Source organism: Pseudomonas sp. PHC1, assembly GCF_046487845.1.
Lineage (GTDB): Bacteria > Pseudomonadota > Gammaproteobacteria > Pseudomonadales > Pseudomonadaceae > Aquipseudomonas > Aquipseudomonas sputi.
The window spans coordinates 1-11,894 of the sequence record NZ_JBJXHJ010000041.1 but is presented as its reverse complement, the minus strand read 5'-3'; the positions used below and the strand labels follow the sequence as shown (position 1 = coordinate 11,894).

15 protein-coding genes are annotated in these 11,894 nt (G+C 58.7%); 7 read left to right on the top strand and 8 right to left on the bottom strand.

The features are described from left to right. Positions 1-129: 129 nt before the first annotated feature. Positions 130-1,716, bottom strand: a complete 1,587-nt coding sequence (locus ACKJSM_RS28400; protein ID WP_039768209.1) for an ABC-F family ATPase — start codon at positions 1,714-1,716, stop codon at positions 130-132. Positions 1,717-2,106: 390 nt separating this feature from the next. On the opposite strand from ACKJSM_RS28400, the gene lpxO reads away from it, so the two are divergent. Next, entirely contained in the window at positions 2,107-3,006 is a 900-nt protein-coding gene (lpxO, locus tag ACKJSM_RS28395) for a lipid A hydroxylase LpxO (protein ID WP_410239504.1), read from the top strand. A gap of 42 nt (positions 3,007-3,048) precedes the next feature. On the opposite strand, the gene ACKJSM_RS28390 is transcribed toward lpxO, so the two are convergent. Beyond that, positions 3,049-3,909 (bottom strand): Ku protein, encoded by an 861-nt coding sequence (locus tag ACKJSM_RS28390; protein ID WP_339488717.1) that lies wholly within the window; start codon positions 3,907-3,909, stop codon positions 3,049-3,051. Positions 3,910-4,101: 192 nt separating this feature from the next. Here ACKJSM_RS28390 and ACKJSM_RS28385 point away from each other — a divergent pair, with 192 nt between their 5' ends. Both ACKJSM_RS28385 and ACKJSM_RS28380 read left to right on the top strand, forming a co-directional pair. Continuing rightward, positions 4,102-4,443 carry a hypothetical protein gene (locus tag ACKJSM_RS28385; protein WP_410239503.1) on the top strand — a complete coding sequence of 114 codons (342 nt, stop codon included), beginning with the start codon at positions 4,102-4,104 and terminating at the stop codon, positions 4,441-4,443. A 50-nt stretch (positions 4,444-4,493) separates the two neighbouring features. Further along, positions 4,494-5,639: a PQQ-dependent sugar dehydrogenase gene (locus tag ACKJSM_RS28380; protein ID WP_410239502.1), complete on the top strand. Its 1,146-nt coding sequence runs from the start codon at positions 4,494-4,496 to the stop codon at positions 5,637-5,639. A 6-nt stretch (positions 5,640-5,645) separates the two neighbouring features. Here the strand turns inward: ACKJSM_RS28380 and rimI are convergent, their stop codons facing one another. Further along, positions 5,646-6,749: a ribosomal protein S18-alanine N-acetyltransferase gene (gene rimI / locus ACKJSM_RS28375; RefSeq protein ID WP_410239501.1), complete on the bottom strand. Its 1,104-nt coding sequence runs from the start codon at positions 6,747-6,749 to the stop codon at positions 5,646-5,648. Positions 6,750-6,841: 92 nt separating this feature from the next. On the opposite strand from rimI, the gene ACKJSM_RS28370 reads away from it, so the two are divergent. Together ACKJSM_RS28370 and ACKJSM_RS28365 are read left to right on the top strand one after the other, a co-directional pair. Next, the gene (locus tag ACKJSM_RS28370; protein WP_410239500.1) at positions 6,842-8,416 is read left to right on the top strand and encodes a RimK family protein; all 1,575 of its coding nucleotides are present in this window, start codon (positions 6,842-6,844) and stop codon (positions 8,414-8,416) included. 7 nt (positions 8,417-8,423) lie between these two features. Next, positions 8,424-9,347 (top strand): magnesium transporter CorA family protein, encoded by a 924-nt coding sequence (locus ACKJSM_RS28365; protein WP_410239499.1) that lies wholly within the window; start codon positions 8,424-8,426, stop codon positions 9,345-9,347. Here ACKJSM_RS28365 and ACKJSM_RS28360 read toward each other — a convergent pair. The 3 genes from ACKJSM_RS28360 to eco all read right to left on the bottom strand — a co-directional run bounded on the left by ACKJSM_RS28360 (position 9,328) and on the right by eco (position 10,546). After that, positions 9,328-9,666 carry a DUF2834 domain-containing protein gene (locus ACKJSM_RS28360; RefSeq protein ID WP_236178526.1) on the bottom strand — a complete coding sequence of 113 codons (339 nt, stop codon included), beginning with the start codon at positions 9,664-9,666 and terminating at the stop codon, positions 9,328-9,330. The two genes, ACKJSM_RS28365 and ACKJSM_RS28360, sit on opposite strands and share 20 nt — an antisense overlap. Before the next feature lie 68 nt (positions 9,667-9,734). Next, entirely contained in the window at positions 9,735-10,040 is a 306-nt protein-coding gene (locus ACKJSM_RS28355; protein ID WP_085703035.1) for an NIPSNAP family protein, read from the bottom strand. A gap of 20 nt (positions 10,041-10,060) precedes the next feature. Then, positions 10,061-10,546: a serine protease inhibitor ecotin gene (gene eco, locus ACKJSM_RS28350; RefSeq protein ID WP_236178527.1), complete on the bottom strand. Its 486-nt coding sequence runs from the start codon at positions 10,544-10,546 to the stop codon at positions 10,061-10,063. 55 nt (positions 10,547-10,601) lie between these two features. Here eco and ACKJSM_RS28345 point away from each other — a divergent pair, with 55 nt between their 5' ends. Beyond that, positions 10,602-10,886, top strand: a complete 285-nt coding sequence (locus ACKJSM_RS28345) for a hypothetical protein (protein WP_410239498.1) — start codon at positions 10,602-10,604, stop codon at positions 10,884-10,886. 32 nt (positions 10,887-10,918) lie between these two features. Beyond that, complete coding sequence (locus tag ACKJSM_RS28340; protein WP_236178528.1) at positions 10,919-11,188, top strand: DUF1652 domain-containing protein; 270 nt, start codon at positions 10,919-10,921, stop codon at positions 11,186-11,188. On the opposite strand, the gene ACKJSM_RS28335 is transcribed toward ACKJSM_RS28340, so the two are convergent. Together ACKJSM_RS28335 and ACKJSM_RS28330 are read right to left on the bottom strand one after the other, a co-directional pair. Then, entirely contained in the window at positions 11,185-11,583 is a 399-nt protein-coding gene (locus tag ACKJSM_RS28335; RefSeq protein WP_236178529.1) for a hypothetical protein, read from the bottom strand. The two genes, ACKJSM_RS28340 and ACKJSM_RS28335, sit on opposite strands and share 4 nt — an antisense overlap. A gap of 90 nt (positions 11,584-11,673) precedes the next feature. Continuing rightward, complete coding sequence (locus tag ACKJSM_RS28330; protein WP_410239505.1) at positions 11,674-11,883, bottom strand: DUF2790 domain-containing protein; 210 nt, start codon at positions 11,881-11,883, stop codon at positions 11,674-11,676. Positions 11,884-11,894 lie beyond the last annotated feature (11 nt).

Genomic DNA, 11,894 nt, shown 5'->3' with positions numbered 1-11,894 from the left:
GGCCTACGGCTACCGGGACAGCGAATTCTTTTTCATGAAGATCAAGAGCGACTTTCCCGGCAATCCGTGAAGAACCAAAAAAAAGCCCTGTCACAAGGACAGGGCTTTCTGTTTACCGCTCGATTCGACTCAGAACACTACGCCTTGGCTGCGCAGGTAATCGTCGTAGGTGCCGCTGAAGTCGGTCACGCCGTTCGGGCTCAGCTCGATGATGCGCGTGGCCAGGGACGATACGAATTCACGGTCGTGGCTGACGAAAATCAGCGTGCCCGGGTAGTTCTCCAACGCCAGGTTCAGCGCTTCGATCGATTCCATGTCCAGGTGGTTGGTCGGTTCGTCCATCACCAGCACGTTAGGCTTTTGCAGGATCAGCTTGCCGAATAGCATGCGACCTTGCTCACCACCGGAAATCACCTTCACCGACTTGAGGATCTCGTCGTTGGAGAACAGCATGCGACCGAGGGTGCCACGGATCACTTGCTCGCCCTGAGTCCACTGGCCCATCCAGTCGAACAGGCTGACGTCGTCTTCGAAGTCATGGGCGTGGTCCTGAGCGTAGTAGCCCAGCTCCGCGCTTTCGGTCCACTTCACCGAACCTGCGTCCGGGGTCAGTTCGCCCATCAGCGTGCGCAGCAGGGTGGTCTTGCCGATGCCGTTCGGGCCGATGATCGCTACACGCTCGCCGGCTTCAACGGTGAAGCTGAAGTTCTTGAACAGGGTCTTGCCGTCAAAGCCTTTGGACATCTGCTCGATGGTCACGGCCTGGCGGTGCAGCTTCTTGGTCTGTTCGAAACGGATGAACGGGCTCACACGGCTCGATGGCTTGACCTCGGCCAGCTGGATCTTGTCGATCTGCTTGGCGCGGGAGGTGGCCTGCTTGGCTTTCGAGGCGTTGGCCGAGAAGCGGCTGACGAACGTTTGCAGTTCGGCAATCTGGGCTTTCTTCTTGGCGTTGTCCGACAGCAGTTGCTCGCGGGACTGGGTCGCCGCGGTCATGTACTCGTCGTAGTTGCCCGGGAACAGACGCAGCTCGCCGTAGTCCAGGTCGGCCATGTGGGTGCAGACGCTGTTCAGGAAGTGACGGTCGTGGGAAATGATGATCATGGTGCTGTTACGCGCCGTCAAAATCGTTTCCAGCCAGCGGATGGTGTTGATGTCCAGGTGGTTGGTCGGTTCGTCGAGCAGCAGCACTTCCGGATCGGAGAACAGTGCCTGGGCCAACAGAACGCGGAGTTTCCAGCCCGGCGCGACTTCGGTCATCGGGCCGAAATGCTGTTCCAGCGGAATGCCCAGACCCAGCAGCAGTTCACCGGCGCGGGATTCGGCGGTGTAGCCGTCCATCTCGGCGAACTCGGTTTCCAGCTCGGCCACGGCCATGCCGTCTTCTTCGCTCATTTCCGGCAGCGAGTAGATGCGGTCGCGCTCGGCCTTGACCTTCCACAGCTCTTCATGACCCATGATCACGGTGTCGATCACCGTGAATTCTTCGTAGGCGAACTGATCCTGGCGCAATTTACCCAAGCGTACGTTTGGCTCGAGCATGACCTGGCCGCCGGACGGCTCGAGGTCGCCGCCGAGGATCTTCATGAAGGTCGACTTGCCGCAACCGTTGGCGCCGATCAGGCCGTAGCGGTTGCCGCCGTTGAATTTGACCGAAACGTTTTCAAACAGCGGCTTGGCGCCGAACTGCATGGTGATGTTAGCTGTAGAAATCAAAGGTTTTTCCTGCGAAGCGTGCTGAGTAGCGAGGGTGCAGCCGGAGCGCTTGGCCCGAGTCGAAGTGCGCTGAGGCGGGACAATCCCGTCATCAACCAAGGGGGCGCGTAAAGTTTGGCGGCGATTGTACTGGTCTGGCTCTTTAAACGATAGGGCGGTGACATCCCGATTGCCGTTTGGCGCAATCGCAGGACAGTTTTTCACAGATGAGTGTTCACTATTGGTTACAAACTGTGGCTAAAATGCCATCCATTCACCCAATGCCTTGTCCGGCATGGGCTCAAGGATGCGCCACCGGGACGTTTTTTTTATTTCAGACCACTGCCACAGACCTTGGGCCACCGCCCGAAAGGCCCGCAGTTTGTTCACTTCTGACGTGTGACGATTTCCGTGAAACTCCTCATTGCCGCTGTATATGTCATTTCCATTGCATACGTTCACCTGCGCGGTCGCGTACGCCACAAACTCGGTCGTCAATTGAGCGATCACTCTTCGTTCCTGGCACCGATCAACTGCTTCCTTTATCTGTTCTCGAAAAAACCCAACACGCCGTATCTGGATCCGAAGGACTTCCCCGATCTGAGCCCGTTGCAGACGCATTGGGAAGAAATCCGTGAGGAAGGCCGTAACCTGCTGCGCGCCGGCGAAATCAAGCGCTCGAACCAGTACGACGATGTCGGTTTCAACTCGTTCTTCAAGACCGGCTGGAAGCGTTTCTACTTGAAGTGGTACGGCGACAGCCACCCGTCGGCGCTGCAATTGTGCCCGCGCACCACCGAGTTGGTGCAGAGCATCGGATCGATCAAGGCCGCGATGTTCGCCGAGTTGCCGCCGGGTTCGAAACTGGTGCGTCACCGCGATCCGTATGCCGGGTCGTACCGTTATCACCTGGGCCTGGAAACGCCGAACGATGCCGGTTGCTACATCAACGTCGATGGCGAGAACTATCACTGGCGTGATGGCGAAGCGGTGATGTTCGACGAGACGTTCATTCATTACGCAGAAAACACCACCGACCAGAACCGTATCATCCTGTTCTGCGACGTCGAGCGTCCGATGAAGTATCGCTGGGCGGCGGCGTTCAACGGCTGGTTCAGCCGCACCGTGATGTCGGCGGCAGGTGCACCGAACGATGCGGGTGACCGCACCGGCGGTATCAACCGGTTGTTTACCAAGATCTACAAAATTCGCTTGCGTGGCAAAGAGCTGAAAAAGCGCAATCGCAAGCTCTACTACATGGAAAAATGGGCGATCTTCGGCGGTCTGCTGGCGATCTTCATTCTGATCTGACAAATCGGGCGACTGTTGAGAGACAGTCGCCCGATTTCATGTTCATGAGGCTTTTTTGCTCTTCTTCGCCGGTGTTGCCTTGCTGGCGGTCTTCTTGGCAGGTTTGGCCGGGGCTTTCCCGCCAAGGCTGCGCTTGAGCAGTTCGGTCAGGTCGATAACATCTGCCGATTTACGCTCTTCTTCAGCGGAAACGGTTTCAACGTCTTCGATCTTGCCTTCATGGGCCTTCTTGTCCACCAACGCCATGATCTTGTTTTCAAATTCGTCGTTGTAGTCCTCGGGCGTCCAGTCCGCTGTCATGTCTTCCACCAGCCGTTTGGCCATGTCCAGTTCGCCCTTGGCCAGTTGCGGCTTGGTCACTTCGCTGCCCAGCTCCAGTTCGTCCAGGCTGCGCACTTCCTGCGGCCAGCGCAGCTTCACCAGCACCAGCGCCGATTCCAGGGGCATCAACGCCGCCAGGTATTGGCGCGTGTGTAACACCACTCGGGCGAGGGCAACTTTCTGGGTTTTGCTCAGGGTTTCACGCAGCAGGGCGTAGACCTTGCCGCCGCGTTTGTCCGGGGCCAGGTAATAGGGCGTGTCGATGTTCTGCAGCGGAATCTGTTCACTGTCGACGAAGGCGAAGATGTCGATGGTCTGGGTCGAGACCGGGTGCGCCGAACGGATCTCTTCCTCGCTGAGCACCACATAGCGGCCCTTTTCGAACTGCACACCTTTGACGATGTGCTCCTTGGTGACTTCCTTGCCGGTGACCTTGTTGACTCGTTTATAGCCGACCGGGTCCATGCTGCGGCTGTCGAGCCAGTCAAAGTCCACGCCCTGGGACGACGTCGCCGAGACCAGCGCCACAGGGATGTGCACCAGACCGAAACTGATTGCGCCTTTCCAGATTGCCCGAGCCATGTGCTGTTCTCCAATTGATGTTCGGGTGACCCGTGGCCCGGCTTAAAAGTTTCCGTTGTTTGCGGGGGCTGCGGTAAACGGCAGGTCAAGCCGTGTTACATCTTGTTTAGCGGTGACGGGTTAACAAATCCGAACCCACGGCGTAGCGTGGGTTCGAAGGCTCTAGTCCCTGCGCACCGAAAGAGGCCGTTCATGAACCGTTTCCTGCTTGGCATTGCGTTGCTCGCCCTCAGTGGCGGGCTGGTTCACGCCGATGGCGCAATAACCCATACATCGCTGTTGCTGGCACAAAGTCCGACCGGCAACAGCAACAATCCCTACAACAGCCCGATCCGCCGGGCGAACCCCAACAGCATGCAGGGCACCCAGCCCGGCACTCCATCCGTTCGCGGGCCTAACACGGTGCCCGTGCCACGCCCGCCGACCCTGGATAATCGCGGTATCGGCAATGGTCAGCCGCTGCGCTCGGTCCCGAGCAAGCCACCGACCTTCATTCCCAACCCTCCAGCCCGTGACAGCGGGAGCAACCGTTGAATGGCAGAACCGCTTCTGTCAGCCCTTCACACGAACAAAAGGAATCGTGCATGTTGCGTAAAACCCTTCTGGCCGGCCTGTGTGCCAGTGCACTGATCGCCACGCCGGCGTTCGCCGCCGCTCCCAAGGAACTGCAAAGCGAGCAGGGCACCCTTGAAGTCACAACGATTACCCAGGGCCTCGAGCACCCCTGGGCCCTGGCCTTCCTTCCTGATCGCCAGGGCATGCTGGTGACCGAACGCCCCGGCAACCTGCGTGTGGTGGATGCTGCCGACAAACTGTCCGCGCCGATCACCGGTGTGCCGGACGTCTGGGCCAAGGGCCAGGGCGGATTGCTCGACGTGGTGCTGTCACCGGATTTCAAACAGGATCGCCTCGTGTACCTGTCCTACGCCGAGGGCGGCGGTGCGGGTGACAAGGCCGGAACGGCTGTAGGGCGCGGGCGTTTGTCGGACGACCTGAAAACCCTGAAGGACTTCAATGTGATCTTCCGCCAGGAGCCGAAACTGTCGGTCGGCAATCACTTCGGCTCGCGGCTGGTGTTTGACCGGGACGGTTATTTGTTCATCACCCTGGGCGAGAACAACGACCGCCCGACCGCGCAGGATCTGGACAAGCTGCAAGGCAAGGTCGTGCGCCTCTACCCCGATGGCAAAGTACCCGATGACAACCCCTTTGTCGGCCAGTCCGGCGTACGTCCGGAGATCTGGTCCTACGGTCACCGCAACCCCCAGGGCGCCGCGCTCAATCCATGGACCGGCACCGTGTGGGAAAACGAGCACGGCCCGCGCGGTGGCGATGAAGTGAACATCATCGAACGCGGCAAGAACTACGGCTGGCCGCTGGCGACCCACGGCATCAACTACTCCATGCAACCGATCCCGGAAGCCAAGGGCAAGATCGCCGAAGGCACGGTCGGGCCGCACCATGTCTGGGAAAAATCCCCGGGTGTCACCGGCATGGCTTTTTACGATGCCGATCGATTCAAGCCGTGGCAGCACAATCTGTTCATCGGTGCGCTGGTGACGCAGGAGCTGATCCGCTTGCAGTTCGACGGCGACAAGGTGGTGCATGAAGAACGCTTGCTGGGCGAACTGAAACAGCGGATCCGTGATGTGCGTCAGGGGCCGGACGGCTACCTGTATGTGCTGACGGATGAGTCCGACGGTTCGCTGTACAAGGTCGGACTCAAGTAGTCCCGTTCATGCGGGTGAGCGGGCGTAGAGCACCACCGCCGCCCGCAATTTGCCACGACCGAAGCGGCACATTTTCTCGAACTCCCCATGGCTGACCGGCACGTGCTGGCAGTCCATGGGCTGACGGTGCTGACTGTGGTCGACGTCCGGGTCGTGCAGGTAGACGAAGTCTTCATCGCAGTCGGTGACGATCACCCAGTGCGGTGATTTGGAGCGGGTCAGGCGATAGCTGCTGATCAGCACCAGCGGCTGACCACCGTTGGCCAGCAATGCGGGCAAGTCCGGCGCTGCGCCGATGACTTGATCGACATCGGTGTCGTTCAATTGCGCCATGAACTCGTCGTGCACCAGGCGCATGACGTCTTTTTTATGCGCATCACGCACACCGTCGAGAAACAGCGGCCCGGTCATGCTCAGTTGCAAACGCACTTTGAAACCCCGGCGCCACGCTGACAATGCCAGGCCTTGGGGGCTGCAACCGCCATGGCCGGCTGTCATGAACACCGTGGTTGCCTCACGCCACAACTGCAATTCCTCGCGCCGTTCCAGCAAACGATCGGCCTGCAACGCGCCCATGGCCATCAGCAAGCAGGCTGGGCCGCAGGTGAAATCGGTGGTTTGTCGGTAATAGGGGACTTTGATGTTGCGCGAATCGCGGTGCTGGAGAATCCGTTTCTCCAGGCGCAGCGCGTCAGCGTGATCCTCGTAGTAGTCATGGATCAGCGCAAAGCGCCGGTAGCCGCTGCGCTCGTACAGTGCGATGGCGGCAGGATTGTCGGTGCGCACTTCCAGCCGCAGGTAAGCGCAGTCGTGCTCGAGCGCACAGGTCTCGATCCGATGCAGCAGTTGCTTGCCCAGACCACCGCCGCGGGCCTCGGGGGCAATCGCAATGGAATACAGACGGGCCAACGAGGTGCCGCGATGAAACAGCACCAGCGCATAACCGGCCAGTTGGCCCTCGCGTTCGGCCACCCACAATTGCCCGTGAGCCCGAGTGATCATCCATTGGAAACTGCGGCGGGTGAGCCGGTCCGTGGTGAAACAGTGCATTTCCAGCGTCAGCAACGCGGGTAAATCCTCAACGACCGCCAGGCGAAAAACAGCATTCATATGACCACCGTAAAAGTTGCGTAACGAAACGGGACTTTCGAAAAACTTCGTGCTTAATAGAAAAGGTCTTGTTCTCCAACGGATCAATTTCTATGTCAGCGGTACAGGGTCATTGGCGCGAAGTATCCAGTCAAAGTTTGCCACCGGCAACTTATTTAAAACCGCAGATCAGAACATCCAGTCAAGTGTTGATCATCGTCGAACGCAAGGAAGACTGGGCCTCGTACTTTCCAAGCGAAGACATCCTGACGGCCCAGGAATACCTCGAACAACCACCCGACAGTGAGCCGGGAAAACGGGTGCAGGTAATCAATCTGTGCCGCAGCTACAAGTACCTGGGACACGGCTACTACTGCTCACTGCTGGCTGAAGCCCGGGGGCACAAGGTGATTCCTTCGGTGCGCACCATCAGCGAATTGACCCGAAAATCCCTTTACGGTCTGGCGCTGGATGACTTGGATAAAACCCTGGAAAAAGCCCTCAACCATCATCTCTACAGCGACACCGAAGGTTTCACCCTGACACTTTATTTCGGCACAACGCATATCGAGCCGTTGCAGGATCTGGCCCGGCAATTGTTTGAAGTGTTTCCGTGTCCGATTCTGTTAGTTGAGTTTCGTCGAACTAACGGCTGGCACATCGAAGGTATAAAGTCCGGCGCCTTGCATAAGTTGCGCGACGATCAGGAAGATCAGTTCGCCAATGCGCTGGACGGCTTCAGTCGCAAAATCTGGCGTGTTCCGCGTTCGCCGCAAGTGGCGCGTTATGACCTGGCGATCCTGCATGATCCGCAGGAAGCCTTGCCACCGTCCAACGCCCGCGCACTGGAGAACTTTGTGCGGGTCGGCAAAGGCATGGGCATCGATGTCGAGCTAATCGAACGCAAGGACTACGCAAGGCTGGCCGAGTACGACGGCTTGCTGATTCGCGAGACCACCAGTGTCGACAACCACACTTACCGTTTCGCCAAAAAGGCCGAAAGCGAAGGGCTGGTGGTGATGGACGACCCGACGTCGATCCTGCGCTGCACCAACAAGGTCTACCTGACCGATCTGCTCAACAGCCATCAACTGGGCATGCCGGCCACGGAAATTCTCTACAAGGAGCGGCCCGAAGATTTTGAGCGGGTTGGCGAGCGCCTGGGTTTTCCGTTGGTGCTGAAGATCCCGGATGGCTGTTTCTCCCGAGGCGTGATCAAGGTCGAGAGCCAACAGGCTTTGCTGGAGGCCACCGCCGAACTGTTCGAGCACTCGGTGCTGTTGCTGGCTCAGGAGTTCTTCTACACGGAGTACGACTGGCGCATCGGCGTGCTCAACCGCAAACCGATCTTTGCCTGCCAGTACTTCATGTCCAAGGGCCATTGGCAGATCTACAACCACAAAGCCAAGGGCCAGGACGTCAACGGCGAATGCCGCACGCTGGCGATCCACGAGGCGCCGCGCGCGGTGGTGGAACTGGCGGTGAAGACCGCCAACCTGATCGGCGACGGCATGTATGGCGTCGATCTGAAACAGGCCGGCGACAAAGTGGTGGTGATTGAGGTCAACGACAACCCGAACCTCGACGCCGGCATCGAAGACGCTTATTTGCAGGACGATCTGTATTCGCTGGTGCTGGAGGAGTTCGTGCGCCGTCTCGAGCTCAAACGTCGTGGCCAGGCCTGGTAACCGGCCGATGATCAACAGCTTTGCACTGAGCCACGGCGGGTTGCAGCGGGTCGAGCGGCTGGACGCCGAGGTGATGCTGTTCAGCGACCCCGACGCTGCCGAGCGCGACTTGCTGCACAGTCACTTCAAGCTTGATGAACATGCGTTGGCCTCGGCGCTGGATCCGGACGAGGTATCGCGGATCGAATTTCACCCCGATCACTTGTTCCTGATCTGGAAACGCCCGGAGAACTATTCCGGCGGCGGTAGCCTGGCCTTTGAGGTTTCGTCCTGCGGTTTGCTGTTTTCGCCGAGCCAGTTGCTGGTCATCGCCACCGACGACACGCCGTTGCACGGTATCGGTACACGTCAGCCACTGAACACACCGCTGGATGTGTTGCTGGACTTGCTGTTCAACAACATCCATCACTACCTTGGGCATCTTAAGGTGATCAAACTGGTCGCCCGGGAGTTGCAGCAGAAATTCAACGCCTCGATGCAGAACCAGCATCTGGTGCAGATGTTCAACCTCAGTGAAAGCCTGATCTATTACATCAACGCCCTGCACAGCAACGGCGCGGTGCTCACGCGGTTGCGCAATCACGCGGAAAAACAGCATTTCGGCAGCGAAGCGATCGGCCTGATCGACGACCTGATCATCGAAAACAACCAGTGCTACAAGCAGGCGGAAATCTATTCGACGGTGTTCTCCGGGCTGATCGACGCCCGGGGCAACCTGATGAACAACAGCATGAACAACCTGCTGCGCAAACTGACGCTGATCAACGTGGTGTTCTTGCCGCTCAACCTGATTGCCAGCATCGGTGGCATGTCGGAATTCAGCATGATGACCGCCGGCACGCCGTGGTGGGTGTCGTACCCGTTATTCCTGGCGGCGATGCTGCTGGGAGCGGGGGGGATGCTGTTCGGGCTCAGGCGTCTGGCGAAATGACCGGGGCCGGGCGTTTGCGATCCTGCAGACCCCGGACCACCAGGTACAGCAGCGGCCCGACGGACACAAACACCGCCGTCAGCAACAGATACGGCACCACTGACCAGCCCGACTGCCCGCGCTTGCGCGCATCCTTGTACATCCAGACGCCCGCCAGCGTTGCCAGCAGATAGAGATCGATCACCACTTGCGCGGTATCCGGCCGCGACATCAGGCTGATGCCGAAGTCGATCAGCGACTGTTCGGCCTGAAGCATCACGGAAACGGTATAACCGCTGAAGGCGATCAACGCGGTGAGGGGCAGGGCGACGGACATCATTGGGTTCCTTCCTTGGTCAGATGACTCGGATTTCCCGGCAGCAGCAGTTGCCAACGGACTTGAAGCGCTCAGGGCAGCAGGGGGCGCAGGAAGCTGCGCTCGTAGCTGACGATAAACTTCTTCTCGACCAGATCGGCCACCAGTGCCGTGCTTTCCGGGTCGGTCAGTGCGATGTGGCGATAGCTTTCGTAATCCGCCAGCGACGGGAAACTGAACAGGCAATACGCGATATTGCTCGCGCCTTCCGAGGGCAGGAAGTAGCCGTGATGCGTTCCGCCCAGCCGTTCGACGATGCCGAGCCAAGTCTTGGCGTAGGCTTCGAATGCGTCCAACTGGTAGGGATCAATCACGTATCTGACGTGGCAAGTAATCAATGCCGCTGCTCCTGTGCAAGTTACTCGGGAATGGCCACGCCGACTTTGTCTGAAGCCGACCAGATACGAAAGCGCACTTCAACGTCCTGCGGTGCATAAACCACGATTGGCAGCTTGCTGTTATAGCGCACGGTAAAGCCATCGCCGATCACCGGCACGAATGCGCGTTTTTTCTGGGTGCCGGGCGGGCAGGCCATCAGCGTGCTCATCGGGCCGCTGACTTTTTCCAGGCGGTAGAACGGATAGCCCCAGCCTTCGAGGTTTTTCTCTTCAAGGGTGCCGCCCAGGCGCTGGCGGTTGCAGTCGACCTCGAGGGTCTTGCCAGCGAGGATTTCGACTTTAAAGTTTTCTTCCTGGGCCTGTTGCGGCAGGTGGATGACCTGGCGCGTGAAGCCCGCTTCGGCCTTAGGATAAGGCGCGGTGTCTTCAAGTTTGGCGGCGTGGGTGAGGGTGGACAGGCTGGCAAGCATCAGACCGGCCGTCGCGTAAACAGTGAAATTACCCATTAAAGCCTCCTGGCGGGTGTACGTTGGTTGACGGGCATTCTCACTGCCATGGGCCATGAATGCAAACCGCCAACGGCTTGCAAAATGCAGTGCCTGCACGACCGCATCTTGCATTTTGCAACTGGCCAGTTGCCTGTCTTTTGGCCAAGCCATTGATTTGCAAGGCGGTGAATGCAACCTGATGAAAGGCACGTTTTATGCGTTGATTTGGTGCAGCGCACCGAGTTCGGGCGCCTACACTCCAATGGGCATTTCGCAATACAGCCGCTTGTCACAACCCAAGGAATTCAGCGGGGACACACCCGTGGGAGCCGTGGCAACGGTCGACGTGAATACTTGATTGGCAGTCTCACAATAAGGAGAGGTTTCGCCATGTTTCTGTCTGCCTTGGAACTCCGCAACATCATTGAAAGCAGTTTTCTACCGAAACGCTGCCAGTGCACGCTGTCCCCGGATCTGTCGATGACCGTCAAGGTGTATGGCGATCACCAGACCGATCAGGTTGAGCTGCTGGTGAGTGGCATCGATGCCAGTCATCTGAACAGCTGTCGCGAAATCAATGGCCTGATCGCCGGGTTGCGCTCGGATCTTGCGCAACAAACGGCAACCCATCATTCAGTGCCGCGATCCCGAGTCGTCTAACCGACTGTTTCACCCAGTTCGACCGTCACGCGCCGGGCCTGCAAGAAGCCAAGGCCCAGCGCGAACTCGACCAGCACCGCGAGCAAAATCCCGGGGCCGGCGTGGCCGTTGAGCCATTCAGCAAACCCCAGCACCGCCAGGCCAAAGCAGCCGACGATAAAGCCGTTGCTCAGCGCATTGCGCGCGATCGACACCGGCGCGTTGCGCACCAGATAAAACATCACTCCCAACGCTGCAAACAGCACCGCGCTGCGCCGTGCGACGAATCCGGCTGCCTCCGAATACTCAATGCTCCAGATCGCCAACAACACCTGCGGCGCCAGCCCCCAGGCCAGGGAAAGCAGAAAACACAGAGAGAAGGTGATGGTCGAGAGCGTGCGAAACGACAACTGCATGGCGAATCCTTGCGGCAGTGAGGAGGGCCCCGAGCATACCCCTCGAGACCCGTGCTCGCCTACCGCAAAGCCGCAAATCAGAGCTTACTGTCAGTTTTGGAAACTGCAGGCGTCAGATAATTTCCTGTAACTAATTTCTTCCGGTTTACCGGTGTTGTCGAGGTATTTCATGTCGGCGGTGATGACCTTGCACTCCTGCGTCGGCGGCTCCGTCAGGGAAACCACTTTGGCTACATTGTAGTGGTCTAATGAAACCGGACACCCATTTAGGCGAGAATGCTCGCCAGATCGAGGTGTCAGATGACCAAACA

Bases quoted from the DNA above. Each gene is read 5' to 3' on its own strand.
- ACKJSM_RS28335 (WP_236178529.1), bottom strand. From the start codon at position 11,583: ATGCAGTTGTCGTTTCGCACGCTCTCGACCATCACCTTCTCTCTGTGT.
- ACKJSM_RS28345 (WP_410239498.1), top strand. From the start codon at position 10,602: ATGAATGCAAACCGCCAACGGCTTGCAAAATGCAGTGCCTGCACGACC.
- ACKJSM_RS28360 (WP_236178526.1), bottom strand. From the start codon at position 9,666: ATGATGTCCGTCGCCCTGCCCCTCACCGCGTTGATCGCCTTCAGCGGT.
- eco (WP_236178527.1), bottom strand. From the start codon at position 10,546: ATGGGTAATTTCACTGTTTACGCGACGGCCGGTCTGATGCTTGCCAGC.
- ACKJSM_RS28370 (WP_410239500.1), top strand. From the start codon at position 6,842: ATGTCAGCGGTACAGGGTCATTGGCGCGAAGTATCCAGTCAAAGTTTG.
- ACKJSM_RS28385 (WP_410239503.1), top strand. From the start codon at position 4,102: ATGAACCGTTTCCTGCTTGGCATTGCGTTGCTCGCCCTCAGTGGCGGG.
- ACKJSM_RS28380 (WP_410239502.1), top strand. From the start codon at position 4,494: ATGTTGCGTAAAACCCTTCTGGCCGGCCTGTGTGCCAGTGCACTGATC.
- rimI (WP_410239501.1), bottom strand. From the start codon at position 6,749: ATGAATGCTGTTTTTCGCCTGGCGGTCGTTGAGGATTTACCCGCGTTG.
- ACKJSM_RS28340 (WP_236178528.1), top strand. From the start codon at position 10,919: ATGTTTCTGTCTGCCTTGGAACTCCGCAACATCATTGAAAGCAGTTTT.
- ACKJSM_RS28390 (WP_339488717.1), bottom strand. From the start codon at position 3,909: ATGGCTCGGGCAATCTGGAAAGGCGCAATCAGTTTCGGTCTGGTGCAC.
- ACKJSM_RS28365 (WP_410239499.1), top strand. From the start codon at position 8,424: ATGATCAACAGCTTTGCACTGAGCCACGGCGGGTTGCAGCGGGTCGAG.